Genomic DNA, 25,680 nt, shown 5'->3' with positions numbered 1-25,680 from the left:
GCCCGCAAGCGGGCCGTTGAACATCAAGCTAATCGACTTATCAGCTCAGTGCTTCCAACACCTTGCCGGTGATGGCTTCAACCGAACCGACACCCGCGATGTGGCTGTACTTCGGCTTGCCATGGGCATCGGCCAGTTTTTGGTAGAAATCCACCAGCGGCTTGGTCTGGGAATGGTAGACCGACAGGCGATGACGCACGGTTTCTTCGGTGTCGTCCTTGCGCTGCACCAGCTCTTCGCCGGTGATGTCGTCCTTGCCTGCCACTTTTGGCGGGTTGTAGACGGTGTGGTAGACGCGGCCCGAGGCTTCGTGAACGCGACGACCGGCAATGCGCTGGACGATTTCTTCGTCGTCGACGGCGATTTCGACCACATTGTCCAACTCCACGCCAGCCTTCACCAGCGCTTCAGCCTGGGGGATGGTGCGCGGGAAGCCATCGAACAGGAAGCCGTTCTTGCAGTCATCCTGGCTGATGCGTTCCTTGACCAGGTTGATGATCAGGTCATCGGATACCAGGCCGCCGCTGTCCATCACGCTTTTGGCGATCAGGCCCAGCTCGGTGCCAGCCTTGACGGCCGCACGCAGCATGTCGCCGGTGGATATTTGTGGAATGCCGAATTTTTCAGTGATGAACTTTGCCTGAGTACCTTTACCGGCCCCGGGAGCTCCCAGAAGAATGACGCGCATCGATGTGCTCCTCAATTTTTTTATAGAGATAACGCTCGGATTCGCCGCATGGGGCCAATCTCGGAAAATATGGGTCTAGGCCGCCCAAACGGCCAAAGGCTGATCAAGATACACAGCAGGCCCTAACCACACAAGCCGCCAAAAGTCGGAGGAACCCGCGCTGAACAAGCCTTTTAGTCGAGGTATCCCCTAGTGCAACCCCAGCATAAAAACGCCAGCAACCCCTTTCGAGGCCGCCGGCGGTTTTATCTGCAAGCGCTTGAGAACACGCCAAAAATGTTAGCCGGTATTGCGCAAACCGGCGGCAATACCGGCCACAGACACCAGCAGCGCCTGTTCCAGAGGGCTGTCCTGGGCTACTTCCTGTTGGCGAGAGCGGGCCAGCAGTTCGGCCTGCAACAGATGCAGCGGGTCGAGGTAGGTGTTGCGCAGGCGGATGAACTCCAGGGTGTCCGGGCTATGAGCGAGCAACTGCGACTGACCGGTCAGGCCAAGCACCACACCGCACGCCTGCGACAATAGGTCGCGTAAATGCGCACCCAATGGCAGCAGGTCAGGCTGCACCAAGCGCTCGTCATACAACCGGGCAATATCGGCATCGGCCTTGGCCAGGACCATTTCCAGCATATCGATGCGGGTACGGAAGAACGGCCACTGCTCGCGCATCTGCCCCAGCAACTCGCCTTCACCGCGTTCCAGAGCCTTGCTCAAGGCGGCTTCCCAACCGAGCCAGGCCGGCAGCATCAGGCGGGTCTGGGTCCAGCCGAAGATCCATGGGATAGCCCGCAGGCTTTCTATACCGCCGGCACGACGCTTGGCCGGGCGACTGCCCAAAGGCAAGCGGCCCAGTTCCTGCTCCGGGGTGGACTGGCGGAAATACTCGACGAACTGCGGGTTTTCCCGGACCACGGCACGATAGGCACTGACACCGTCGGCGGCCAACTCATCCATCAAGTGGCGCCAGGCGGGCTCGGGCGGTGGTGGCGGCAGCAAGGTCGCTTCCAGCACTGCGGCCAAATACAAGTTGAGGTTTTGCTCAGCGATATCCGGAAGGCCGAATTTGAAGCGGATCATTTCCCCTTGCTCAGTGGTACGGAAACGCCCGGCCACCGAACCCGGTGGCTGCGACAGAATCGCCGCGTGAGCCGGGCCGCCGCCACGGCCGACGGTGCCGCCACGACCATGGAACAACAGCAGTTCCACCTGCTGCTCGCGGCAGATGTCCACCAAGCGTTCCTGGGCTCGATATTGCGCCCAGGCTGCAGCGGTGGTGCCGGCATCCTTGGCCGAGTCCGAATAGCCGATCATCACTTCCTGCGGGCCCTGCAACCGTGCGCGATAACCCGGCAGCAGCAATAGGCGCTCAATCACCGGGCCGGCGTTATCCAGGTCAGCGAGGGTTTCGAACAACGGCACCACACGCATCGGCCGCTGCACGCCGGACTCTTTCAACAACAACTGCACCGCCAAGACATCCGACGCAGCACCGGCCATGGAGATGACGTAGGAACCCAAGGACGCCGCTGGCGCAGCGGCAATTTCCTTACAGGTATTGAGCACCTCGGCGGTGTCGGCCGACGGTTTGAAATAGCTCGGTAACAAGGGCCGACGGTTGGTCAATTCACGCATCAGGAAGCTGATGCGCGCGTCTTCGTCCCAGTCCTCATAACGGCCCAGGCCCAGGTAGTCGGTGATTTCAGTCATGGCCGCCGAGTGGCGACTTGAGTCCTGGCGCACATCCAAACGCACCAGGAACAGGCCGAACGTGACCGCCCGACGCAGGCAATCGAGCAGCGGACCGTCGGCAATCACGCCCATGCCGCAGGCGTGCAGGGACTGATAGCACAGCTCCAGCGGCTCCAATAGGTCGCGGTTATTTTGCAGCACATCGGCGGGTGCCGGGGTGCTGACCGTCAGCGACGCGTGGGCCCAATTGCGGGTCGCCCGCAGGCGCTCGCGCAGTTGCTTGAGCAGCGCCCGGTAGGGTTCGCCGCTGTCGCCGACCTTGGCCTGCAACTCAGGGCTGGCCTGTTGCATCGACAGTTCGGACGCCAAGTGATCGATGTCGCGCAAGTACAGGTCAGCAGCCATCCAGCGAGCCAACAATAAAACTTCACGGGTAACCGGCGCGGTGACGTTGGGATTGCCGTCGCGGTCGCCGCCCATCCATGACGCGAAGCGAATCGGCGCTGCCTCCAACGGCAAATGCAGGCCCGTGGCAGCGTGCAACGCGTGGTCAGCCTTGCGCAGGTAATGGGGGATGGCATGCCACAGGGAATGCTCGATCACCGCAAAGCCCCACTTGGCTTCGTCCACCGGGGTCGGCCGGGTACGGCGGATTTCTTCAGTGTGCCAGGCTTCGGCAATCAGCCGTTGCAGACGCAGGCGAATCTGTTCGCGTTCGGCGGTCGTGAGGTCGCGGTGATCCTGCAGCGCCAGTTGCGCGGCGATGGCGTCGTATTTCTGGATCAGGGTGCGCCGGGCGACTTCGGTGGGGTGGGCGGTGAGGACCAGTTCAATATCCAGGCGACCCAGTTGGCGGGCCAGGGATTCGGCGCTATGACCTTCACTCAGCAAACGCGCCAATAACTCTGGTAACACCCGCGATTCGAAAGGTGCCGGCTGCGATTCATCGCGGCGGTGAATCAGTTGATATTGCTCGGCGATATTGGCCAAGTTGAGGAACTGGTTGAAGGCCCGTGCCACTGGCAGCAGTTCATCTTCCTTCAGTTGATTGAGACTGGCGCTCAGCTCTTCGCCTGCCGCCTGTTCCGAGGCAGCACCCCGGCGATCAGCCTTGGCACCTTTGCGAATCTGCTCGATCTTGTCGAGAAACTCATCGCCGTACTGCTCTCGAATCGTATTGCCCAACAGTTCACCCAGCAGGTGAACATCCTCACGCAAGCGTGCATCGATATCGCTCATCAGCCAATCTCCAGCCAGAAATCCGGGACGCTTTGATCTTCAAGAGTGCCGCCCGCGCCGGCTTCTTACAAGGGCCAGGACAATCGACTTTAAACCTTGTGGCTTGCAGCTAGTCTCAATAATGAGTTGCCGCATTATCCATGCGCTGACTGGTCACTCATCACCGCCCGCTGACCGTGGGTTCAATTGAGGTTGCCATGAAAATCCGAGAACTGGCCCAGCATTGGGAAGAAAACGCCAAGGGTCGCCTGACCAATACTGAATACGCGATCCATTTGGATGTAGAGGCCGCCGCCAGACTCGCGGCCATTTGCGAGATGTACCCCAAACGCAATACCGAAGAATTGCTCGGCGAACTGATCGGTGCCGCCCTTGAAGAGCTGGAAACCAGCTTCCCTTACATCAAGGGTCAGCATGTGATTACCACCGATGAAGAGGGCGACCCACTGTACGAAGAAAGCGAGCACGCAATAGGAAAAACTCAAGATCTCTTGAAAGCCGCGTAGAACATGGGTTAGCGATCATTTCAGAGAACCATGAGTGGTAAAGACAGTCCTAGATTTACGAACACATGTAGCCACGCCGGAGATACCCCATGGACACCTTCAAAACGATGCTCAGCAACTGGGAAAACAAAGCTCACGAAACCTCGAAGCTTGTTGAAATCACCCTGACCATTCGCCAACAAGACCTAGTGAAAATCAAGGCGTTTGCGGAAGCCTATGGACTAGATCAAAGCATCATCACGGAAGGTCTGATTCACTCTGCTATAAAAGAAGCGGAAACAGCCATGCCCTACGTCAAAGGGACTGATGTGATCCGAGTGGAAGAAGGTGAAGAGATTTTTGCCGACGCTGGTAAGACACCCGCCTACGTCGAAGCTGAACAAGCAATTTCAAAGACCCTACGGGGATAGGGTCTTAGAGACGAAACACTAGCCTCGCAAGGGGCTATTCAGTTTGATCTTGTTGAAGCCGCAATTCTTCCTCTGCCTGAGCAAATAATTTTTCGTAACCTTTGAATTTGCCCATTCTTGACTTGTTCAGCAGAGAAACCTCAGACAATTTCATCAGACAACGATAAGTCTTAACGAAAATTTCGCTGTATGAATTCTGAATGTGTTGTTCAGGCGAACTGACCTGACCACACTTCAGACACATTCTGACGTAGTGAGTGAGATTGTAATCATCAAGCGAGCTGAAATAATCATAATATTCAGCCTCGGTCTTTTTCGCGGCACTGTTTCTGACATCTGTACTGTTAAATCCAGACACCTTGTAGGCATGCTCAATAAGCTCAGCTAGGCTTTTCTCAACCACTAAACCATCAAAATATTCGTCAAGTTTTTTCTGAACGTAGTCGTGTTCCGGCCAACGAAACACATCACTCTTCTTCTGGATATTTTTAGCAACTATTATCGTATCGAAGTATTTATCAATAACTGGTTTAATTTTATCAGCACGTCCGGCCTCAGTGTAAACACAAGCGACAGCATCCAAATTACTAACTTCAAAATTGACAAGAGATTTTTCAATCGCCAAATCGAAAGCTTCAAACACTTTATCGTCATTATCAAGAAAAGACGCATGATAGATATTCCAAGCATCCTGCAGCAAAGCGATTTCTGAATCATGCTTGATTTTATCTTCCAGAGCTTTGATAACTTCCTTCAAAGATTCTTCGTCAGCATACCCCTTCTTCACCAAATCAATGATAGCAACATCAAATTCATCGCACCGGGTGAAGCCGTAGTCTTCAAGGTAGTTAGTCTTTTCCTCGATAGACTTTTTCAGCTTGGCCTCGACTTCATCCACTTCATCGCCGGGAAGGTCGGTATCAATATACCCTTCCCCATAATTCAGAATAAAATCAAGATCGACCTTCGCAGCATCACCGCCATATTTAGACAAAATAGCTAACGGCAAAACATGAAGAGCCTGTTCAATGACGTGATCGTTAGCACCATCTAATGTCTTTTTGAGAAGACCAGCAAAATAATCAATCTTCTTGAGCAATCGAATATTGTTGATATCCAGCCTAGTGACATTCTTGGTAAGAATCTCATGTAATTTACTATTAGTAGAAAAAACGAGCTTTACCGATTCTTCTACAGAAGGATTGAACGTCACCTCATAGTCAAAGACTTTCTCATGATACGAGAAAAAATCATCGCCAGATTTTAGCGTTCCATCGTTGAGCAGCATTACAACGCGGCAGTTTTTGCTTTCAATCAACAGGGAGATTAGACCTAATACTTCTCTGTCATGTAGCCCTGAACCTTTCCGCTCGAAATCATCGAGACAGACCAGCGTATCAGTAACGCGGAGGAACTGAAGACTCTCAACGATTGGGCCAATACCTTTAACGCCCATCGCTGATACATCATTGAACAGGGATGAACCTTTACGCATCCACCCCGCGAATCGACCTGAAATGTCTTTAAGGTTCTCTTCAAACGAGCTTTCATCAGAAGCGATATGAGCACGCTCCCGATAAACCTTGTTTTCATAGATTGATTTCTTCAAGTCTTTCAGGCTATTCAGCCCAAAGAGAGAAACGTAAGAGTAATTACGTTTATGGAACGAATCCCGGCTTTCAAGCACGACTTGTTTCCAAAGGTGGGTCTTACCCGTTCCCCAATCCCCTTTCAGAACAATTGCCCTATCCTTTTCGCCTTTGACGAAATCTACAAGGGCTAACTTGACCTTTTTAACCGACATTAACGCACTCCCTTGACCTTATTCATTTATGACTACCCTATCATCGCAGAGCAGCGGAACTTCATCGGGAGCAATTGAAATTACCGAATTACTGGAATGATTTGCTCTTCCAATACACCACAGAGATTGCCAATCTTCTTTTCTAATGCTCGAGAAGAAAACCAGATCGAAACATGATACTTTTTTCGACATTCGTGGCAATCTAATAATATTTCCAAAAAAATCTATTGTAGGAGATTTTGCAATCACAACCTCAGTTTGTTCTTCCGAACAGAAAACCTTGATTGCCCTGCTTTCAATATCATCTATTCGGGCAGTGAAAATACTCTCCCCATAGTCGAGCTTCCGAATCACATCACCTTTAAAGAGCTGGGCGTAGAGTTCGATGTATCGTTCATCCTGCAGCGTTAGGTCTAAGGTTTTCAATCTCAGTTGTTCAGGGACTTTCGAGGCGATGATTTTGGAGCACTCAGCAACCTCAACAATCTTTTTCAATCGATTAAAAAGCTCAGTGTAGTCATCATACGTTCCATCCCAAAGCCGCATAGGTTCGCCGTTCAAAACAATTTCAACCGAAATTCTGGACTTTGGATATTTTATAACAAAGTCATAGGCTCGCTTGATACGGTGATAGTGCCTCAAATTGTTGATCGGCTGACCCAACCATCCAGCAACATCGAATGTATAAGTTGCGTCTACCTTATAGCGGTCATGAATAAAATAACGAAAAGTAAAGAATCCGTTTAACGCAGAACCTTCAATATCGAACTGTTTAGATCCCTTCCCCATGAATGATTCAGTTGCAGCCAACTCAAATTCAGCTTCATCGCTCACAAAATAGATACAGGTTTCAAGTCGTCGTTTACCGGGCGTGAGCGTAAGAGTTCCACCTACGATGACATCATTAAGATGTTCGAATAGTTTTGAACCTACGAATTTGAAATCATTTGTAGGGATGTGGATACTCTCCCCTACCTCAATCATTTTCTGCCAAGCGAGATCAGCAGAAATGTTAGCATCATCATCATTAAAAACCATCTGAATTGGCGGTGCAGGGCTGGTGACTGGGACCAATTCGTGCACAACAGAACCGCTCGTGGCGGTAACGACAACCTTAAAATTTGGATCGATACTGTTTATTGTTTGTTCATAGCCTTCTACGACAGCAGAGACATCGAAATTTGCCGGACTGCCTGCCTTTGTAATCAGGAAGATGGTTGCTTCAAGAATCCCCGCACGAATTTCAGATTTGGCTTCGAATGGTGCCATTGGCACTACACCGACCCATCCAGACACATAGACTTGATGGCGGGCCTTCATTTCTTTTAAATGAGCTACTGTGTGAAATGTCTCTTCGTTGTCGATCAGCTTGGAGCACGAATAGCAAAGCCAGATACCGTTATCGAAATGTCTTCTCTGGGCTTTCGTTTGGCTCGCGTCAAACCGCTTGGCACCCGGCCCACTCGCAGCCGCACAGATGTGTGCAGCGACACCAATGCTATTTTTCCTGTCACCTGCATCTGTTGAGCCCACCGTGAAGACATGGCAACGCGAACAGAGGTTCGCCGCTCTCACAAGCAGCTCGATCTTAGTCAAATCAGAAAAATCGTCGCGGGTGCTCACGCTGGCTCCATCGTCAACAACTTTTGGTGCTCTGTTCTTCCGTGGTGCCATCGTTCATAACTCGCTATCGTATGAGCGGAATCCTGTACAGGCGTTTTAACATCGAACGCTCAAGCACACCAAGCAATGGTGCTGGGGATTGCCACCCGGATACGACCACTACCCTCGACCGATTTGGACTGAGCTAGGCTGTGAGGGACAACCTCGGCCACGAAATTTTCCTTTGTATAACCTATATCCGAGGACGTCGGCCCTACGCCACGTTTTCTGACGCTGTCACGGCGTTACCTACACGATTTGTCAGCCCTGCCCGACAAGCAAAAACACTGATAAACATTCGTTAAAAAACTTGCCACCCCATCTATTCCGGGCCTCTCAGAGGCCCTGAATACCTCTGCGCAATGCAAAAGTTCCAACATTTAAATGCTGACAGTCCCGCCAAATAGTTTTTTAGGCAAATCGCCATCTTCTCTGAACTATTCAAAAAAGCCTTAGGTCACAACCAGTAAGCCATCACTTGGAACAGCCGTTTGAAAAGGTGTTCTGAGCTTTACCGCCAGACCGCACACGCTGCCCACCGAGATGGATTTGATGTTTTTCAGGAGTTATCCAATGGAGTTGAAGACCATGAAGACCAGCATTGCCAAATCCTCATTTAACCACCTGCGCGGGCTCAAGTTGGCCGCGCTGGCAATCGGTACCAGCTTCGTACTGGCCGGTTGCGCCGGCAACCCACCGACCGAGCAGTACGCCGTGACCCAATCGGCGGTGAACAGCGCAGTCAGCGCTGGCGGTACCGAGTTCGCAGCGGTGGAAATGAGGTCCGCCCAGGACAAGCTCAAGCAAGCCGAAATTGCCATGCACGACAAGAAGTATGACGAAGCTCGTCGCCTGGCCGAACAAGCCGAATGGGACGCTCGCGTAGCAGAGCGTAAGGCCCAGGCTGCCAAGGCTGACCAGGCTGTGAAGGACTCCCAGAAGGCTGTTCAGGAGCTGCGTAACGAAGGTATGCGCCCCGCTGCTACTCAGCAGCAGTAAGCCAGCAACCCGTGATCGCATTGCACCCGAAATCGAATTGAAAGGACGACACCACTATGCGTAAACAATTGATGATCCCTGCCCTGCTGGCGATGAGCGTTGCTCTGGCGGCTTGCTCCACCCCGCCGAACGCGAACCTGGAAAATGCACGGACCAACTACTCGGCCCTGCAATCCAACCCGCAAGCGACCAAAATCGCCGCCCTGGAAACCAAGGACGCCAGCGAATGGCTGGATAAGGCTGACAAAGCCTACCGCGACAAGGAAGACGAAAAGAAAGTCGACCAACTGGCCTACCTGACCAACCAGCGCGTTGAAGTGGCCAAGGACACCATTGCCCTGCGCGAATCCGAAGCCAAACTGAAAGGCGCCGGCGACGAACGTGCCCGCGCCCTGCTGGAAGCCCGTGATGCGCAGATCAAGCAGCTGCAAAACAGCTTGAACGCCAAGCAGACCGAACGTGGCACCCTGGTGACCTTCGGTGACGTGCTGTTCGCCACCAACAAGGTCGACCTGAAATCCAGCGGTCTGGTAAACATCAACAAACTGGCGCAATTCCTCCAGGAAAACCCGGATCGCCAGGTAATCGTTGAAGGCTACACCGACAGCACCGGTGCCGATGCCTACAACCAGAGCCTGTCCGAGCGCCGCGCCACTTCGGTCCAGGTTGCACTGATCAAGATGGGCGTTGACCCGCGCCGCATCGTGACCACGGGTTACGGCAAGGAATACCCGGTTGCCGATAACGGCAGCGTTTCGGGCCGCGCCATGAACCGCCGTGTTGAAGTGACCATCTCCAACGACAACCAGCCGGTCAAACCACGTTCGTCGGTTCAATAACCGATCGACTGTCGTTGGACTAAAAAGCCCCCTTCAATGCAAGGGGGCTTCCTTTTGCCTACCCGAAGCTGATATTCCGGCCACTGTCATTACCTGGCATCATGGCCTGCATGCCCTGCATGCCCTGCTGGCCGCGCATCATCTGCTTCATTTTTTCCAATATGTCGGCCTGATCACCACCTGCTGCGCCGCCGCCCTGGCTACCACCGCCTCCTTGAGCGCCGCCCGCACCACCCAGCATTTTCATGAGCATTTCGAGCAACTTCTGCTGATCCATTCCCCCTGGCTGGCCAACCTGCTGTCCGCCACCCATCCCTTGCATGCCTGCGCCCGCCATGCGCCCAATGCCACCAATTCCCATACTCATATCCGCACTCCAACATTAACTATTCGTAAGTTATCTATCAGCGGCGCTGACAATCCGTTCAGTGGTTTCTTATGGGAAATGGTTCCAGGCGCCGGCTTTTTCTGAAAGTGGATGTCATGCGCGGGTAGAGAAAACTCATCTGGGTAGGCGCAGTGAATGCTCAGGCGGAGGGCGGGGGGTACAAGCGGTTAGCCGAGTGTTCGATTTCGTAGAAGCGTCCCATGTACAGGAGCACAACACGCTCCTGCACACGTGCAACCGCTTTTACTGCTGCAACTGCGGCGTTTCCTGGCCGATGCAGCGCACAGCCTGCTTCTTGCTGTTCACCAATACACCGCTGAGGCCTTTCTGTTCCGTATCGAACATCACCAGCACGCCGTCAACGCACTGGGCCACCTGGGCAGCCGGCGTCAGGGAGATCTTGTAATCCTCGCCTGGAACAGTCTTGAGCATGGTGAAGTCACTGAGCAGCAAGGCATCCTCGGGTTTGGCAAAGTGCAGGTAGCCGTAATACCACAGGCAGCCAACGGTACCGATGATAGTGCCAATACCGGTGAGAATCAGGGGGATTGCGTTGCGTTCTTCGCTCATTGCGGGCTCTCTGATGATTCATCTTTTGGATTCGGGGCGGGCCGGTAATTGGGGATTTCCCCCAGGCGGCGCAAGCCATCGAAATGCTGCGGGTCGTCAAGATAGCGCAGCATCACGGTTTGCCAGGTCTTGTCGGCGAAGGTCTGCACATGACCTCCACGGGTCAGTTGCAGCACCCTCGGCGGGGGCGCAGCTTGATACAGACGGATGCCGTTGGAAAGGGGCACGATCGGATCATCCATACTGTGGAACAGCAGTTTCGGCACACCGGTCAGTTGCGCCATGGCGTTGATTGCACTGTCGGCATCCGGCACCAGCCAGGACAATGGTACCTGGAACGGCCATGTTAACCAGGACGTGCTCAGGGCGAATTGCCCTACATCACGATAACTGGCCGGAACGCCATCCAACACCAGGGCCTTGAGCTGGCGCTGACGCTCAGGATGCTCCACCAGGTAATGCACCGCCAGCGCGCCGCCCAGGCTCTGGCCGAGAATGATCAGCGGTTGGCCCTGGGTTTCTGGCGCCTTGTCGATCCAGCTGAAAGCTGCGCCCAGGTCCTGATAAATCGCTGGCAGCGAGGGTTTTCCTTCGGACAAGCCGTAACCGCGATAGTCCAGCAGCAGCACTTGATAGCCCTGCTCCGGCAACCACCAACTGCCACCCAGGTGCCAGGCCAGGTTGCCGCCGTTCCCGTGCAGGTGCAGCACCGTGCCCTTGAGCGGCACACCGGCCTTGGCTGGCAACCACCAAGCGTGCAGCTTGACGCCGTCGGCGGTGGTGAGGGTGATGTCGCGGTATTGCAGGTGAGCTTTTTCCGGGGTGAACGGCAGGCCCGGCTCTGGGTAGAACAGCAGGGAGCTGCAGCCGTTCAGGGTCAGTAGCAGGCAAAGAATACCGAGGACTCTCATCCGTTGAAGCCTCTGTAGTGAGCGGGCATGTCGGATCGCCACAGGCGATCAGAGAATATTGGAGTAATCCGCTTCGATCCGGTCCAGGCTCAAGTGGTTGAGAAAGTTGGAGAAGCACATCCACGCCGCCAACGCGTTCATGTCACGAAACTGCTCCGGTAGATACTTGGGCGGCACCACCAGGCCTTCATCCACCAATTGGCGCAAGGTACGCATGTCTTCCAGGGTGGTCTTGCCGCAAAACAGCAGCGGCACTTGCTCCAGCTTGCCTTTACGCACAGCCAACTGAATGTAGTTGTAAACCATGATAAAGCCCTTGAGGTAGGACAAATCCTTGGTAAACGGCAGACCCGTAGGCGTCGAACCACGGAAAACCCGGCTGGCATTGCCGTAGCTTTCGGCCATTTCAAAGCCCTGTTCACGGAAGAACTCGTAGACCTGCAAGAAGTCAGCGCCCTCTTCCACCATATGAATGGCGCGGGTGCGGTTAGTCAGTTTGCGCAGGCGGCTGGGGTAGGAGGCAAAGGTGATGATCTCCATCAGAATCGCCAGGCCTTCCTGGGTCACGGTAGACGAGGGCGGGCCCTTGGACAGGAACGTGCAGATCGGCTGATTCTGGCCATTGAGGGTAGTGCCGACATGCACCAGACCTTCATGGACTTCCAGGGCACGCACGTCGCGCTCGTTGAACATCGCATCGGCGCGGATCTTGATGTAGTCGGCACCCGCCGCCGCATCGGCGACGATGCCGTCGGATTCAAATACGCGGATGGTTTCTTCCGCCTCGCCAAACACTTTGTTCAGACGGCTTTGCAGCAGGCTGACAGCGTCCTTGGCGGTCAAGGTCTTGGCTTCGTCCTTGAGATCACCACGGCCATCAATGTTGTTCAGGTAATCAGAGAGCATCAGGCCGAGGTCGGCCAGGGTCGGGTCACCGGCATGGAACGCATCGGAGGCGGCGCCATACAGTTCCTGGGAAATCAGGCCGAAATCTTCGGTGCCCCGTGCTTCGAGCATGCGCACCACCATGCGGTATTCCTTGCACATGCGCCGCATGATCTGCCCAACCGGGTTGAACTGGCCGAGCTGGCGGGTGATGTCGCGCTCGATGTTCTGGAACTCCAGCTTCACCGCACTGGAATCGAACGACAGCGGCCGGTTCAGGTAATAGTCGCGGTCCACGGCCGGCATTTCCTTGCCTTTGCCCTTGAGGAACTCCTTGCGGATGTTGTCATCCCACTTTACGGCGTCGAGGACGCGAATCGGTGTTTGCGCCAGCACAATGCGATCAGACAAGGTGCGTATCGTCTGCTGGTAATCGTCCACCCGGTGCTTCCTCTCTAAACGTTATTTGCCTGCACGCTGATAGCGTACGGCTTCGACGAACACGTCGGCATTGGCCGGATCATCCAGGTAGGCAAACACCTGGCTCATGGGACTGTCGATCAGCACACCATCACCCTCCACGGTTTCTACCGCAACACCACTCAAGGCTTTCTGCCCGATAGCCTGATTGATCTGCTCAAGGTCGAGGTTGTAGACCACCAGTGCGTGCTTTTCATCAAACTCAAACCCCGCCAGGATGAAGTGACCGCCAAACTTGTCGGGCAATGACGCCGACAGGTACCAGCGGTTGCCATGGCGGGACACGCTGAACAGGTATTCATCACGCGCCCCTGGCTTGGCTTTAGGGTAGCTCACAGCTTTATAGCGATTTTCGCCAGCGCGGCTGATTTGCAGATTGAGCGGCTCACCCCAGGCGTTCTTGCTCGCCCACTTGCCAAGCAAGGCATCAGGCGCCGCCTCGCTGGCCGGCAGGGGATCCTTGAAGGTCACCAGGCAACCGCTGAGCAACAGGAACGACACGGCGATCACGACCACACGCCAGGCTTTCATTGAGTACTCCTACAAGGGTTATACCGAAGCCAACACCAGATGCATGTAACGTTTGAGTATCTCAAGCATCTCGTCGCTGGTCAGAGGCTCTAATCCGCCCAGCAGGCCCTGATATTCCATCCGACCGATAATCGCCGTCAACACTTTGGCATCCTGTTGCGGCTCGCGAGAGCCCAACACCTGGAAAAACTGGCAAGTGCCCTGCAACAGGATTTGCTGGTGAGAGCGTACCAATTCGGCCAGGCGCGGGTTCAACAGCGCTTCCTGGCGAAATGCCTGCTCGGCCATCAAGTACTCGCGACGGGTCAGCAACTGGCGATGGACATAATCGGCAGTCAGCCGCGCAATATCATCGGCCAACTGCGAACGGGACTGCGCACTGCCATCACCGTAGGCAACCATTTCCCGCAGCAGACCTTCGTTGCGCACCCACAGCTTGCCCATGAACGCCGCGCTGCGCTCCACGTACTGGGCGAAGGTGTCGGTGAGCAGGTCATCGATATCCTTGAAATAATAGGTGGTGGCCGACAACGGCACACCCGCCTCTGCCGCCACCGCCCGGTGACGCACGGCGCGGACACCATCACGCACAACGATGCGCATGGCCGCATCGAGAATGTCTTGCCGGCGCTGCTCGCTGCCCTGTCGGCTGGCCTTGCGGCCCTGGTACTGAACACTTTCAGCCACGGCAGCAGCGATGCCGGCGGCGCCTTCTTGAGCCATTACGCGGTTCACCACACACATCCTCGATACAGGTTAAAAGCCTGGCGCTTGTGCAGGCCCCATAAAAAAGCCGCCTTATAAAAGGCGGCTTCAGATTTCGCTACGGTTATGCTTCTGGCCGCATGTGCGGGAACAGGATCACGTCGCGGATCGACGGTGAGTTGGTCAACAACATCACCAACCGGTCGATGCCGATGCCTTCACCGGCGGTCGGCGGCATGCCGTACTCCAGGGCACGCACGAAGTCGGCGTCGTAGTGCATGGCTTCGTCGTCGCCGGCGTCCTTGTCGGCCACCTGGGCCATGAAACGCTCGGCCTGGTCCTCAGCATCGTTGAGCTCGGAGTAGGCGTTGGCGATTTCGCGGCCGCCGATGAACAGCTCGAAACGGTCGGTGACGTTCGGGTTGCCATCATTACGACGGGCCAGCGGCGAGACTTCGAACGGGTACTCGGTAATAAAGTGTGGCTGTTCCAGCTTGTGCTCCACCAACTCTTCGAAAATCATCACCAGCAACTTGCCCAGGCCTTCGAAGCCCAGCACCTTGGCGCCGGCTTTCTTGGCGATGGCGCGGGCCTTGTCGATGTCGGTCAGGTCGGCTTCGGTCAGCTCAGGGTTGTACTTGAGGATCGAATCGAACACCGACAGGCGCACAAACGGTTCGCCGAAGTGGAACACCTTGTCGCCGTACGGCACGTCGGTGCTGCCCAGGACCAACTGCGCCAATTCGCGGAACAGCTCTTCGGTCAGGTCCATGTTGTCTTCGTAGTCGGCGTAGGCCTGGTAGAACTCCAACATGGTGAATTCAGGGTTGTGACGAGTCGAAACGCCTTCGTTACGGAAGTTGCGGTTGATCTCGAACACTTTTTCAAACCCGCCAACAACGAGCCGCTTGAGGTATAGCTCAGGCGCGATGCGCAGGAACATTCCCATGTCCAGCGCGTTGTGGTGCGTTTCGAAAGGCTTGGCTGCGGCACCACCGGGGATGGTTTGCAGCATCGGCGTTTCCACTTCGAGGAAGTCACGCTGCATCAGAAAAGCACGGGTGTGGGCAATCACTTGCGAACGCACGCGGAACGTATGGCGCACATCTTCGTTGACGATCAGGTCAACATAACGCTGGCGGTAGCGCTGCTCAGTGTCAGACAGACCGTGGTGTTTGTCCGGCAGTGGGCGCAGGGATTTGGTCAGCAGGCGCACGTTGGTCATTTCAACGTACAGGTCGCCCTTGCCGGAACGGGCCAGGGTGCCTTCGGCTGCGATGATATCGCCCAGGTCCCAGGTTTTCACCGCGGCCAGGGTTTCTTCGGTCAGGGTCTTACGGTTGACGTAGACCTGAATCCGCCCGGACATGTCCTGGATTACCATGAACGAGCCACGGTTGAGCATGATGCGACCTGCCACCTTGACCGGGATAGCAGCCTCTGCCAGCTCTTCCTTGGTCTTGTCCGCGTACTGTTTCTGCAATTTTTCGCAGTAGGCGTCGCGACGGAAGTCGTTGGGGAAGGCATTGCCCTTGGCGCGCTCAGCAGCAAGCTTTTCCTTGCGCAGGGCGATCAGGGAGTTTTCTTCCTGTTGCAGGGCTTGCGGGTCGAGTTGTTGGTCGCTCATGTCTTTTGAAATTCCATCACAGGTTCGTTGTCCCCAGCCTTCGGCTGGGGATCGCCGGCAAACCGGCTCCTACAGTGCCTTACAGGCCTTGTTTCAGACTGGCTACCAGGTACTCGTCGATGTCGCCGTCGAGGACTTTATCGCAGTCACTGCGTTCGATGTTGGTGCGCAGGTCCTTGATTCGCGACGCGTCAAGCACGTAGGAGCGAATCTGATGACCCCAGCCGATGTCAGACTTGGTGTCTTCCAGGGCCTGGGAGGCGACGTTGCGCTTCTGCACTTCCTGCTCATACAAACGGGCCCGCAACATTTTCATCGCGGTGTCTTTGTTCGCATGCTGGGAACGTTCGTTCTGGCAGCAGACCACGGTGTTGCTCGGTACGTGGGTGATACGTACGGCCGAGTCAGTGGTGTTTACGTGCTGACCACCGGCACCCGAGGAACGGTAGGTGTCGATGCGCAGGTCCGACGGGTTGATGTCGATTTCGATGTTGTCATCGATTTCCGGCGACACGAACACGGCCGAGAACGAGGTGTGGCGACGGTTACCGGAGTCAAATGGACTCTTGCGTACCAGGCGGTGTACGCCGATCTCGGTACGCAACCAACCAAAGGCGTATTCACCCTTGATGTGGATGGTCGCACCCTTGATCCCGGCAACTTCACCGGCAGACAGTTCCATGATGGTCGCGTCGAAACCGCGTTTGTCAGCCCAGCGCAGGTACATGCGCAGCAAGATGTTGGCCCAGTCCTGAGCCTCGGTGCCACCGGAACCGGCCTGGATATCCAGGTAGGCGTTGTTGGCATCCATCTCACCGCTAAACATCCGGCGAAATTCGAGTTTTTCCAGGGACTCGCGCAGGCGCTCGACTTCAGCGGCGACGTCATCGACGGCAGCCTGGTCTTCTTCCTCGGCGGACATCAGCAGCAGGTCCTTGGCATCGGCCAGACCTGAGTGCATCTCGTCAAGGGTGTCTACGATCTGCGCCAGCAGGGAGCGCTCGCGCCCCAGTTCCTGAGCATAGGTAGGGTTGTTCCAGACACTAGGATCTTCAAGCTCGCGATTGACTTCAGTCAGACGCTCATGCTTTTGATCGTAGTCAAAGATACCCCCGAATAGTTTCGGAGCGCTCGGACAGGTCCTTGATACTGTTAAGGATCGGGTTGATTTCCATGGCGGGCAGCACTCGTTGGCGAACTTTTGAAAGCCGAAGAGTATAACGGCAAACGCCTGAAAACGGCAGTCCGCTTGGTCGATTCTGGCTAGGGGGCGCTGCCCCCTGGCCTATTTACTCGATGCCGACCTGATTGCGCCCGTTGTGCTTGGCCAAATACAACCCCTTGTCCGCCGCCGAGATCAACTGCCGGCAATCCGTGCCCTGCACTGGCGTCATGGTCGCCAAACCAATGCTGATGGTCAGGCTCGCGCCTTCAGCCGGGGCTATATGAGGGATTTTCAGGGCTGCGACGGCCTGCCGCAGCTTTTCGGCCACTAATCGCGCACCGCCAGGTGAGGTGCCGGGCAGCACCAGGGCAAACTCTTCACCGCCGTAACGGGCCGGCAGGTCCGAGGGGCGGCTGCTGGAGTCGCGAATGGTCGCGGCCACCTTGCGCAGGGCTTCGTCACCTTCCAGGTGGCCGAAGCTGTCGTTGTAGGACTTGAAGAAGTCCACGTCGATCATCAGCAGCGACAACTGAGTCTGGTCGCGCATGGCGCGACGCCATTCCAGCTCCAGGTACTCGTCGAAGTGCCGACGGTTCGACAGCCCGGTCAAACCGTCGGAGTTCATCAGCCGTTGCAACACCAGGTTGGTGTCCAGCAGTTGCTGCTGGCTGACCCGCAGCGCTCGATACGCCGCGTCCCGCTGCAACAGGGTCATATAGGAGCGCGAGTGGTAGCGAATGCGGGCCACCAGTTCGATATTGTCCGGCAACTTGACCAGATAATCATTGGCCCCGGCCGCAAACGCCGCGCTTTTGATCAGCGGGTCTTCCTTGGTCGAGAGGACGATGATCGGAATACTCTGCGTGGCCGGGTGGTTACGATATTCACGCACCAACGTCAGGCCGTCGAGGCCCGGCATCACCAAATCCTGGAGAATGACCGTCGGTTTGATGCGGATCGCCTGGGCGATCGCCTGGTGCGGATCAGCGCAAAAGTGGAAGTCGATATTGTCCTCATGGGCCAGGCCACGCCGCACGGCTTCGCCAATCATCGCCTGGTCGTCGACCAGCAACACCATGGCGGCGTTTTCGTCGGTCTTGAAGTCGTCGAGCTGTAAATTATTCATGTGCAGTCACCTGAATTACTACCTGCAGGCCAGGCCAGCGAGTGATATCGGTCATTTTGCGAATACCTCCAGCAATCGTGGCGCGATTCTGTCCAATGGGCGAACTTCAACAGCCGCGTCTATCGCCGCTGCCGCTTTGGGCATGCCATAAACCGCACAGCTTTGCTGATCCTGAGCGATGGTTAGATAGCCTTGCTGACGCATCAATTTGAGCCCCTGGGCCCCGTCGCGCCCCATGCCGGTCAGCAATACACCGACGGCATCTCCGCTCCAGTAGCTGGCAACACTCTCGAAAAACACGTCGATAGACGGACGATAAATCTCGTTCACTGGCTCGGCGGTGTAGGCCAGCGTGCCGTTTTTTAACAGCCGAATATGATGATTGGTACCGGCCAGCAGCACCACGCCACTTTGCGGCGGCTCGCCTTCACATGCCAGGCGCACCGGCAAGCCCGAAGCGCTGCTTAGCCATTCGGCCATGCCAGCGGCAAATACCTGGTCCACATGCTGCACCAGCACGATGGCCGCCGAAAAATCCCGTGGCAAGCCCTTGAGCAAGATTTCCAGGGCCGCCGGACCGCCGGCAGACGAGCCGATGGCCACCAGGCTCTGGCGTTTTCCCATGGCCCGCTGGGGCACCGACTCGGCACGCACACGGCTGCCGCGCTGACCGATCAGCCAGCCAATATTGAGGATCTTGCGCAGCAGCGGCGCCGCCGCGTCCTTGGCGTTGCCCACACCCAGCGCCGGGGTATCCACCACGTCCAGGGCGCCATGGCCCATGGCCTCGAAGACGCGGCTGACATTAGCCTCGCGGTCCACAGTGACAATGACAATGGCGCATGGGGTCTCGGCCATGATTTGCCGGATCGCTTCCACGCCGTCCATCACCGGCATGATCAGGTCCATCAGGATCAAGTCCGGCGTCAGTTCGGCACAGCGCTGCACCGCCTCCAGGCCGTTGCTGGCCACCCACACCACCTGATGGGCCGGCTCAAAGTTCAACGCACGGCGCAATGCCTCTACCGCCATGGGCATGTCATTGACGATAGCAATCCTCATGCCCGAGCGCCTCCGATCAGTTCCACCACCGCATCCAGCAGTGTGTCGTCATGGAAGCTGGCCTTCGCTAGATAATAGTCGGCGCCAGCGTCCAGTCCCCGGCGCCGGTCCTCTTCCCGATCCTTGTAAGAGACCACCATCACCGGCAGCGATTGCAGGCGAGTATCACGGCGCAAGAGTGTGACCAATTCAATACCGTCCATGCGAGGCATATCAATGTCAGTAATCAGCAGGTCGAAGTCTTCGGAGCGTAAGGCGTTCCAGCCATCCATGCCATCGACGGCGACCGCCACGTCATACCCACGGTTAAGTAATAGCTTGCGCTGCAATTCGCGTACGGTGAGCGAATCATCCACCACCAGAATACGCTTGCGCGCCACTTCGGCAGCCTGCTGAGTACGCCGGGCGATGCGCTCCAGTCGGCCGGTATTCAATAGTTTGTCCACCGAACGCAGCATGTCCTCGACATCGACGATCAACACCACCGAGCCATCATCGAGCAAGGCGCCGGCAGAGATATCCTGAACCTTGCCCAAGCGATCATCCAGCGGCAATACCACCAGCGTGCGTTCGCCGATAAAACGCTCCACGGCAATGCCGTACACCACATCCCGCTCGCGGATCACCACCACCTTAAGGGTTTCCTCGTTGCTCTGCCCCGGCGGGCGTTGCAGCAACTGGCTGGCGGCCACCAGGCCGACATGCCGGCCCTCGTGCCAGAAATGCTGGCGGCCTTCCAGTTGCACAATCTCGTCGGGCTCCAGGTTGCACATACGTTCGATATGGGCCAGGGGAAAGGCGTAGGCCTCTTCGCCAACTTCCACCACCAGGCTGCGCACCACCGACAAGGTCAGCGGCACTTCCAGATGGAAGCGGCTGCCCTGCCCCGCCGTCTGCTCCAGCACCACCGCGCCACGCAGTTGGCGGACCATATGCTGCACCGCATCCAGGCCGACCCCGCGCCCGGAGACTTCGGTGACCTTGTCCCGCAGGCTGAAGCCCGGCAGGAACAGAAAAGTCAGCAGTTCCTCTTCACTCAGGCGCAGGGCAGTTTCCAGCGGCGACAAATGCCGGGCGACGATAGTGCCGCGCAAGCGCTCAAGGTCCACGCCGTTGCCGTCGTCACTCAGCTCCAGCACCAGCAGACCCGCCTGGTGCGAGGCTCGCAGGCGGATCAAGCCTTCAGCCGGCTTGCCCGCCAGCAGCCGCTGCTCAGGCATTTCGATGCCGTGGTCGACGGCATTGCGCAATAAATGGGTCAACGGGGCTTCGAGCTTTTCCAGAACATCGCGGTCAACCTGGGTCTTCTCGCCTTCAACTTCCAGGCGTACTTGCTTGCCCAGACTGCGGCCCAAGTCGCGGACCATCCGCACCTGCCCGGCCAGCACATCGGCAAACGGTCGCATGCGACAGGCCAGCGCCGTGTCATAGAGCACCTGGGCGCGCTGCCCGGCATGCCAGCCGAACTCATCCAGCTCGGCGGTTTTTTCCGCCAGCAGCAACTGCGCTTCACTCAACAGGCGGCGGGTGTCGGCAAGGGCTTCCTGGGCTTCCAGGCTCAGCTCGACGGCCTTGAGCTGGCCGTCAAGGTTATCCAGGGCGCGGGCACTGTTGCTCTGAATACGCTTGATACGTTGCAGGCTGGCCAGGTAAGGCTTGAGACGCTGGGTTTCCACCAGGGATTTGCTGGACAGGTCCAGCAGGCTGTTCAAACGCTCAGCGGTGACCCGCAGCACGCGTTCACCGCCTTCGGTCATGGGCTTGCTCTGCCGTGGTAAGTCGGCGCTGACCAGTGGTGCAGGCTCAGGTTGCGCATGCACGGGCGGCTCAGGCCGCGGCGGTGGTGCGGGCGGTACGACCTTGGCAGACAGCTGCGACGGATCGAGTAAACGCTCCATCAGCGCCACATAGGATTGGACGTCCATCGGGCCGACAGTGTTGCCGGGAGTGGCAATGCGCATGAGCAAGTCCGTGCCTTGCAACAACGCATCAATATGTTCGGGTTGCAGGTACAAACGCCCTTCCTGGGCGCTGACCAGACAATCTTCCATGACATGGGCCACGCTGACGCCAGCATCCACCCCGACAATCCGTGCCGCGCCCTTGAGAGAATGGGCGGCGCGCATGCAGGCTTCGAGCTGGTCGGCCTGGGTTGGGTTGCGTTCCAGGGCCAGCAGGCCGGCGCTGAGCACTTGGGTCTGTGCGTCGGCTTCCAGGCAGAACAACTCCAGCAGCGAGGCATCGCGCATCTGGTCGGGGGTCATGTGAGACTCCGGGTCACGGCGGACAACAATTGTTCTTCGTCCAGCCAGCGCAGGCTGCGGCCTTTGAACTGCAAGACGCCCTGGGTGTAACGGGCGCTGGCCTGGGTGCCGGAGGCCGAGGCCGCTTTCAAGATGCGCTCGTCGATGGCATGGATACCGTCCACTTCATCCACCGGCACCACCACCGGACCGTCAAGCGCTGCGATGATCAACATGCGCGGCATGATCCGCCCGCCGCTCGAGCCGTTGTTGGTGCTGTCCAGCCCCAGTAACTCCACCAGCGACAGGCAGGCCACCAGGGCGCCGCGCACGTTGGCGACGCCGAGCAACGCCCGGGAGCGCTGGTGGGGCAAGGAATGAATCGGCTGCAACGGCGCCACTTCTACCAGGCAGCGCGTGGCGATCCCCAGCCATTCCTCGCCGAGGCGAAACATCAGCAGCGAACGGGTGACGACATCGCCGTGCGCTTCCACAGCCGCCACCGGACGATGGTCGTCCTGTTGCAAGGCATAGCGGTCCAACAGCCGGGTAGCGGCGGCGGAATACACCGCACAGTTGCGGCAGTGAATGTGTTCGACCAACAACGGGCAGGATCTGCCGCCATGGATGCCGATGCGATTCCAGCAGTCGTCGATGGCCTGAGTGTCGGCCAGAGCCAGATTCAGACCAGTGTCCAGGGAGGTAGGGCTGCTCATTGTTTACGCTCACTGTCAGCGGCTCGCTCGCTGCGCGCCGCTCGGGCCTGCAAGCGACGGGCACCCGCCGTGTCGCCCTGGGATTGGAGCAAGGCGGCCAAATGCATCAAGGCCTGCGGGTGCTGGGGTTCCAGATACAAGGCTTTTCGATAGTACCCCTGGGCTTCCAGGGCGCTGCCGGCCACGTCGCTGAGCAGCCCCAACCAATAGAACACCTGCGCCGCCGGCGGATGGCTCTGTAGATAACGTTCACAGGCGGCACGGGCGTCAAGGCTTTTGCCTTCATTGGCCAGGGTCGCGATCTGGCTGAGCAGATCGGCTGCGTCCGACTGTACGGGCGCAGCCTTGATCGGCACCACCTGCGCAGGGGCTGAAGTGAAAGGCCGGGGCTTGACGGGAATCGGCGCTGCGCTGCGTTGGGGCACGGGTGCCGCCATTGGCACAAAAACCGGCTCCGGCGCAGGCTCAATATGGCGGCTGAAAGCAAAGGACTGCGGCACACCAATCGAGCGCATGCCCAAGCGGCCCAGCAGGCTGCCTTCGGCGGGGCCGATAAACAGCACGCCGTCGACATGGGTCAGGCCTTTAAGCACCTCGAACACCTGATTCTGGGTCGGCTGATCGAAGTAGATCAGCAGGTTGCGGCAAAACACGAAGTCATAGGTCGGTTCATTGGCCAGCAACTGCGGGTCCAGCAGGTTGCCCACTTGCAGGCGCACTTGCTCGCGCACCCGGTCGGCGATGCGATAGCCGTCATGCTCGACGCTGAAGTGGCGTTCGCGAAAATCGAGGCCCTGGCCACGAAAGGAATTCTTGCCATACACCCCGTGCCGCGCCCGCTCTACCGACAACGGGCTGACGTCCATGCCCTGGACCTTGAACTGATGGGGCGCCAGCCCGGCATCGAGCAAGGCCATCGCAATCGAATAGGGTTCTTCGCCGGTGGAACACGGCAGGCTGAGGATGCGCAGGGCACGCATCTGCTTGATCTCGGCCAGGCGCGCGACGGCGAGCCGGGCCAGGGTGGCGAAGGATTCGGGGTAACGAAAAAACCAGGTCTCGGGGACAATTACCGCTTCGATCAGTGCTTGCTGTTCCTCACTGCACGTCTGCAGGCGCTGCCAGTATTGATCGGCCGTCAGCCCCTGCAACACCAGGCTGCGCTGGCGCACGGCGCGTTCGATGATGGCTTCGCCCACCGAGGCGACGTCCAGGCCGATGCGTTCTTTAAGGAAGTCGAAAAAGCGTTGGTCACTGCTCATCACACACCCCAGGGGTCATGTCAGGGGCGAACAGCAAGGCGCGCACCTCGGCCGTCAGCAGGTCGGCGACACCAATCCACTGCATCAAGCCTCGTTCGTCTTCGCGCACTGGCCCCAGGTAAGGTGCCTGGCGATTGTCCAGGCCGTAGGGCTGGAAGTCGGCCGGGTCGCAGCGCAGGGTGTCGGTGGCCTGTTCAAGGATCAGCCCCAGCCAGCATGCATCCATCCAGGGTTCGGGCCGATAGTTGACCAGCACCAGACGCGTGCTGGTGCGGGCCTGGGCCGCTGTGCCGAAGGTCAAGGCGCTGAGGTCGATAACCGGCACCATCACCCCGCGATGGACGAAGATCCCGGCCACCCACGCGGGTGCATGGGCGATGGGTTTCAACGGCAGGCGCGGCAGTACCTCGGCCACTTCCGTGGCTTTGAGGGCATAACGCTCAGTACCGATATAGAACACCAGGAACAATGCTTTTTTCGCTGCCGACACGGCACCGCCTTTAGCCACCAGATCGCTCATCAGACTTTGAAACGCGACACGCCACTGCGCAGGCCGACCGCGACCTGGCTCAGCTCATCAATCGCAAAGCTGGCCTGGCGCAAGGACTCCACCGTCTGGCTGCTGGCATCGCCCAATTGCACCAGCGCATGGTTGATCTGCTCGGCGCCGGTGGCCTGGGCCTGCATGCCTTCGTTGACCATCAACACCCGCGGCGCCAAGGCCTGGACCTGATGGATGATCTGCGACAGCTGCTCGCCCACCTGTTGCACTTCGAACATGCCACGGCGCACTTCTTCAGAGAATTTATCCATGCCCATCACCCCGGCCGAGACCGCCGACTGGATCTCACGGACCATCTGCTCGATGTCGTAGGTGGCCACGGCAGTCTGGTCCGCCAGGCGTCGCACTTCGGTGGCAACCACGGCAAAACCGCGGCCGTATTCACCGGCCTTCTCGGCCTCGATGGCAGCGTTGAGTGAGAGCAGGTTGGTCTGGTCGGCGACCTTGACGATGGTCACCACCACCTGATTGATGTTGCCTGCCTTCTCGTTGAGGATTGCCAGCTTGGCGTTGACCAGGTCGGCGGCGCCCATCACCGAATGCATGGTTTCTTCCATGCGCGCCAGGCCTTGCTGGCCGGAGCCGGCGGCAACAGAGGCCTGATCGGCAGCGGTGGACACTTCGGTCATGGTGCGGACCAGATCCTTGGAGGTCGCGGCGATCTCCCGGGATGTGGCGCCGATTTCGGTGGTGGTGGCGGCCGTTTCGGTAGCCGTGGCCTGTTGTTGCTTGGAGGTGGCGGCGATCTCGGTGACCGACGTAGTGACCTGCACCGACGAGCGCTGGGCCTGGGACACCAGGGCGGTCAGCTCGGTCATCATGTCGTTGAAACCGGTCTCCACGGCGCCAAATTCGTCCTTGCGATCCAGGTTCAGGCGCTTGCTCAGGTCGCCGGTGCGCATGGTTTCGAGGATGTCGACGATGCGTTTCATCGGCGCCATGATCGCGCGCATCAGCAGCAGGCCACAGAGGCCGGCGGCGAGGATCGCCAGGATCAGCGAGATGCCCATGCTGATTTTTGCCGCCGACACTGAATCGTCGATGGCCTTGGTGGCGCGGTCGGCCACATGCTTGTTTTCAGTGATGAGGTCATTAAGCCTCATTCGCCCATCGGTCCAGGCTGGCGTCAGTTGCTCATCAAACAGCTCTCGTGCAGCCGCCAGGTCGTTGCCCTGGATTTTTTCCAGTACGCCGGCCAGCATTTTTTTATAGGTCTGGTGGGCCGTCTTGAAGTTATCAAAATCCAGACGATCCGTTTGACTGTGGATGGTTTTTTCGTAGTTGGCCATCTGCTGTTCGATACGCGTTTCGAAGGCCTTGTAGTCCGTCTTATCGGCGTCGGTGAAGCCCTTGTCCTCACGCAGACCAATAAGCTCGAGGGTCTGCAGGTAGCTATCGACCCAGGCGCTGCGAATCATCGAACTCAAGTAGACCCCAGGCACTGCATCGTCACGGACCACTTTCTCGCTGCTCTCGATCTTCAGCAAGCTTGAAAACGAGACCACCACCATCAGCAACATGATGGCAATAATGACCGCAAAGCTCGCCAAAATCCTTTGGCGCAAGGTCCAGTTCTTCACAGTAATTCCTCGTGGGCCATTCAAATGGAGAGGA

Annotated in this window: 23 protein-coding genes and 1 pseudogene; 5 read left to right on the top strand and 19 right to left on the bottom strand. The window is 57.5% G+C overall.

The window, feature by feature from the left end:
• Positions 1-40 precede the first annotated feature (40 nt).
• Positions 41-688 (bottom strand): adenylate kinase, encoded by a 648-nt coding sequence (gene adk, locus ACZRKZ_RS01645; protein ID WP_133102175.1) that lies wholly within the window; start codon positions 686-688, stop codon positions 41-43.
• A 279-nt stretch (positions 689-967) separates the two neighbouring features.
• Positions 968-3,613, bottom strand: a complete 2,646-nt coding sequence (ppc, locus tag ACZRKZ_RS01640; RefSeq protein ID WP_463980526.1) for a phosphoenolpyruvate carboxylase — start codon at positions 3,611-3,613, stop codon at positions 968-970.
• 197 nt (positions 3,614-3,810) lie between these two features.
• Between ppc and ACZRKZ_RS01635 the strand changes: the two genes are divergently transcribed.
• Positions 3,811-4,119: a hypothetical protein gene (locus ACZRKZ_RS01635; protein ID WP_463980525.1), complete on the top strand. Its 309-nt coding sequence runs from the start codon at positions 3,811-3,813 to the stop codon at positions 4,117-4,119.
• A gap of 89 nt (positions 4,120-4,208) precedes the next feature.
• Complete coding sequence (locus ACZRKZ_RS01630) at positions 4,209-4,529, top strand: hypothetical protein (protein WP_463980524.1); 321 nt, start codon at positions 4,209-4,211, stop codon at positions 4,527-4,529.
• 34 nt (positions 4,530-4,563) lie between these two features.
• Here ACZRKZ_RS01630 and ACZRKZ_RS01625 read toward each other — a convergent pair whose 3' ends face one another.
• Together ACZRKZ_RS01625 and ACZRKZ_RS01620 are read right to left on the bottom strand one after the other, a co-directional pair.
• Positions 4,564-6,333, bottom strand: coding sequence for a hypothetical protein (locus ACZRKZ_RS01625; RefSeq protein WP_463980523.1), 1,770 nt, complete (start codon positions 6,331-6,333; stop codon positions 4,564-4,566).
• Positions 6,334-6,351: 18 nt separating this feature from the next.
• Complete coding sequence (locus ACZRKZ_RS01620; RefSeq protein ID WP_463980522.1) at positions 6,352-7,956, bottom strand: hypothetical protein; 1,605 nt, start codon at positions 7,954-7,956, stop codon at positions 6,352-6,354.
• Positions 7,957-8,187: 231 nt separating this feature from the next.
• Here ACZRKZ_RS01620 and ACZRKZ_RS01615 point away from each other — a divergent pair.
• From ACZRKZ_RS01615 to lptF, 3 genes and pseudogenes are all read left to right on the top strand, one after another.
• A pseudogene (locus ACZRKZ_RS01615) lies at positions 8,188-8,286 on the top strand (pilin assembly protein); the annotation flags it as partial.
• Between the two features lie 282 nt (positions 8,287-8,568).
• On the top strand, positions 8,569-8,994 hold the full coding sequence (locus ACZRKZ_RS01610; protein ID WP_463968191.1) for a DUF4398 domain-containing protein: 426 nt from the start codon (positions 8,569-8,571) through the stop codon (positions 8,992-8,994).
• Between the two features lie 56 nt (positions 8,995-9,050).
• Positions 9,051-9,833 (top strand): lipotoxin F family OmpA-related lipoprotein LptF, encoded by a 783-nt coding sequence (gene lptF, locus ACZRKZ_RS01605; RefSeq protein ID WP_463968190.1) that lies wholly within the window; start codon positions 9,051-9,053, stop codon positions 9,831-9,833.
• Positions 9,834-9,891: 58 nt separating this feature from the next.
• Here the strand turns inward: lptF and ACZRKZ_RS01600 are convergent, their stop codons facing one another.
• From ACZRKZ_RS01600 to ACZRKZ_RS01530, 15 genes are all read right to left on the bottom strand, one after another.
• Complete coding sequence (locus ACZRKZ_RS01600) at positions 9,892-10,200, bottom strand: hypothetical protein (RefSeq protein WP_463980521.1); 309 nt, start codon at positions 10,198-10,200, stop codon at positions 9,892-9,894.
• Positions 10,201-10,464: 264 nt separating this feature from the next.
• Complete coding sequence (locus ACZRKZ_RS01595) at positions 10,465-10,791, bottom strand: hypothetical protein (protein WP_149412484.1); 327 nt, start codon at positions 10,789-10,791, stop codon at positions 10,465-10,467.
• Positions 10,788-11,702: an alpha/beta hydrolase gene (locus ACZRKZ_RS01590; protein ID WP_463980520.1), complete on the bottom strand. Its 915-nt coding sequence runs from the start codon at positions 11,700-11,702 to the stop codon at positions 10,788-10,790. The genes ACZRKZ_RS01595 and ACZRKZ_RS01590 overlap by 4 nt, the downstream gene beginning before the upstream one ends.
• A 48-nt stretch (positions 11,703-11,750) precedes the next feature.
• A complete protein-coding gene (locus ACZRKZ_RS01585; protein WP_463980519.1) occupies positions 11,751-13,028 on the bottom strand; it encodes a flavohemoglobin expression-modulating QEGLA motif protein in 1,278 nt (425 codons plus the stop codon).
• A 21-nt stretch (positions 13,029-13,049) separates the two neighbouring features.
• Positions 13,050-13,598 carry a hypothetical protein gene (locus ACZRKZ_RS01580; RefSeq protein ID WP_463980518.1) on the bottom strand — a complete coding sequence of 183 codons (549 nt, stop codon included), beginning with the start codon at positions 13,596-13,598 and terminating at the stop codon, positions 13,050-13,052.
• An 18-nt stretch (positions 13,599-13,616) separates the two neighbouring features.
• Positions 13,617-14,333 carry a TetR/AcrR family transcriptional regulator gene (locus ACZRKZ_RS01575; protein WP_463980517.1) on the bottom strand — a complete coding sequence of 239 codons (717 nt, stop codon included), beginning with the start codon at positions 14,331-14,333 and terminating at the stop codon, positions 13,617-13,619.
• 94 nt (positions 14,334-14,427) lie between these two features.
• Positions 14,428-15,930: a lysine--tRNA ligase gene (gene lysS, locus ACZRKZ_RS01570; protein WP_463980516.1), complete on the bottom strand. Its 1,503-nt coding sequence runs from the start codon at positions 15,928-15,930 to the stop codon at positions 14,428-14,430.
• 79 nt (positions 15,931-16,009) lie between these two features.
• Positions 16,010-17,105 (bottom strand): peptide chain release factor 2 gene (prfB, locus tag ACZRKZ_RS01565; RefSeq protein ID WP_463968183.1). Its coding sequence is split into 2 segments (ribosomal slippage): positions 16,010-17,032 and positions 17,034-17,105, totalling 1,095 coding nucleotides; the frame shifts between segments, so codons are not numbered across the junction.
• Between the two features lie 114 nt (positions 17,106-17,219).
• The gene (locus ACZRKZ_RS01560; protein WP_463968182.1) at positions 17,220-18,221 is read right to left on the bottom strand and encodes a diguanylate cyclase; all 1,002 of its coding nucleotides are present in this window, start codon (positions 18,219-18,221) and stop codon (positions 17,220-17,222) included.
• A 51-nt stretch (positions 18,222-18,272) separates the two neighbouring features.
• The gene (cheB, locus tag ACZRKZ_RS01555; RefSeq protein ID WP_463980515.1) at positions 18,273-19,283 is read right to left on the bottom strand and encodes a chemotaxis-specific protein-glutamate methyltransferase CheB; all 1,011 of its coding nucleotides are present in this window, start codon (positions 19,281-19,283) and stop codon (positions 18,273-18,275) included.
• Positions 19,280-21,547 (bottom strand): response regulator, encoded by a 2,268-nt coding sequence (locus ACZRKZ_RS01550; protein WP_463980514.1) that lies wholly within the window; start codon positions 21,545-21,547, stop codon positions 19,280-19,282. The genes cheB and ACZRKZ_RS01550 overlap by 4 nt, the downstream gene beginning before the upstream one ends.
• Positions 21,544-22,242, bottom strand: coding sequence for a chemotaxis protein CheW (locus ACZRKZ_RS01545; protein WP_463980513.1), 699 nt, complete (start codon positions 22,240-22,242; stop codon positions 21,544-21,546). The genes ACZRKZ_RS01550 and ACZRKZ_RS01545 overlap by 4 nt, the downstream gene beginning before the upstream one ends.
• Positions 22,239-23,504 (bottom strand): CheR family methyltransferase, encoded by a 1,266-nt coding sequence (locus tag ACZRKZ_RS01540; protein ID WP_463968178.1) that lies wholly within the window; start codon positions 23,502-23,504, stop codon positions 22,239-22,241. The genes ACZRKZ_RS01545 and ACZRKZ_RS01540 overlap by 4 nt, the downstream gene beginning before the upstream one ends.
• Positions 23,494-24,024, bottom strand: coding sequence for a chemotaxis protein CheW (locus ACZRKZ_RS01535; protein WP_463980512.1), 531 nt, complete (start codon positions 24,022-24,024; stop codon positions 23,494-23,496). The genes ACZRKZ_RS01540 and ACZRKZ_RS01535 overlap by 11 nt, the downstream gene beginning before the upstream one ends.
• The gene (locus ACZRKZ_RS01530) at positions 24,024-25,586 is read right to left on the bottom strand and encodes a methyl-accepting chemotaxis protein (protein WP_463980868.1); all 1,563 of its coding nucleotides are present in this window, start codon (positions 25,584-25,586) and stop codon (positions 24,024-24,026) included. The genes ACZRKZ_RS01535 and ACZRKZ_RS01530 overlap by 1 nt, the downstream gene beginning before the upstream one ends.
• Between the last annotated feature and the right edge of the window lie 94 nt (positions 25,587-25,680).

Source organism: Pseudomonas sp. c313, assembly GCF_055407145.1.
The sequence above is the reverse complement of the archived record's forward strand: the minus strand, read 5'-3'. Positions and strand labels throughout refer to the sequence as shown.

Bases quoted from the DNA above. Each gene is read 5' to 3' on its own strand.
- adk (WP_133102175.1), bottom strand. From the start codon at position 688: ATGCGCGTCATTCTTCTGGGAGCTCCCGGGGCCGGTAAAGGTACTCAG.
- ppc (WP_463980526.1), bottom strand. From the start codon at position 3,613: ATGAGCGATATCGATGCACGCTTGCGTGAGGATGTTCACCTGCTGGGT.
- ACZRKZ_RS01635 (WP_463980525.1), top strand. From the start codon at position 3,811: ATGAAAATCCGAGAACTGGCCCAGCATTGGGAAGAAAACGCCAAGGGT.
- ACZRKZ_RS01630 (WP_463980524.1), top strand. From the start codon at position 4,209: ATGGACACCTTCAAAACGATGCTCAGCAACTGGGAAAACAAAGCTCAC.
- ACZRKZ_RS01625 (WP_463980523.1), bottom strand. From the start codon at position 6,333: ATGTCGGTTAAAAAGGTCAAGTTAGCCCTTGTAGATTTCGTCAAAGGC.
- ACZRKZ_RS01610 (WP_463968191.1), top strand. From the start codon at position 8,569: ATGGAGTTGAAGACCATGAAGACCAGCATTGCCAAATCCTCATTTAAC.
- lptF (WP_463968190.1), top strand. From the start codon at position 9,051: ATGCGTAAACAATTGATGATCCCTGCCCTGCTGGCGATGAGCGTTGCT.
- ACZRKZ_RS01600 (WP_463980521.1), bottom strand. From the start codon at position 10,200: ATGAGTATGGGAATTGGTGGCATTGGGCGCATGGCGGGCGCAGGCATG.
- ACZRKZ_RS01595 (WP_149412484.1), bottom strand. From the start codon at position 10,791: ATGAGCGAAGAACGCAACGCAATCCCCCTGATTCTCACCGGTATTGGC.
- ACZRKZ_RS01590 (WP_463980520.1), bottom strand. From the start codon at position 11,702: ATGAGAGTCCTCGGTATTCTTTGCCTGCTACTGACCCTGAACGGCTGC.
- ACZRKZ_RS01580 (WP_463980518.1), bottom strand. From the start codon at position 13,598: ATGAAAGCCTGGCGTGTGGTCGTGATCGCCGTGTCGTTCCTGTTGCTC.
- lysS (WP_463980516.1), bottom strand. From the start codon at position 15,930: ATGAGCGACCAACAACTCGACCCGCAAGCCCTGCAACAGGAAGAAAAC.
- ACZRKZ_RS01560 (WP_463968182.1), bottom strand. From the start codon at position 18,221: ATGAATAATTTACAGCTCGACGACTTCAAGACCGACGAAAACGCCGCC.
- cheB (WP_463980515.1), bottom strand. From the start codon at position 19,283: ATGAGGATTGCTATCGTCAATGACATGCCCATGGCGGTAGAGGCATTG.
- ACZRKZ_RS01550 (WP_463980514.1), bottom strand. From the start codon at position 21,547: ATGACCCCCGACCAGATGCGCGATGCCTCGCTGCTGGAGTTGTTCTGC.
- ACZRKZ_RS01545 (WP_463980513.1), bottom strand. From the start codon at position 22,242: ATGAGCAGCCCTACCTCCCTGGACACTGGTCTGAATCTGGCTCTGGCC.
- ACZRKZ_RS01540 (WP_463968178.1), bottom strand. From the start codon at position 23,504: ATGAGCAGTGACCAACGCTTTTTCGACTTCCTTAAAGAACGCATCGGC.
- ACZRKZ_RS01535 (WP_463980512.1), bottom strand. From the start codon at position 24,024: ATGAGCGATCTGGTGGCTAAAGGCGGTGCCGTGTCGGCAGCGAAAAAA.
- ACZRKZ_RS01530 (WP_463980868.1), bottom strand. From the start codon at position 25,586: ATGTTGCTGATGGTGGTGGTCTCGTTTTCAAGCTTGCTGAAGATCGAG.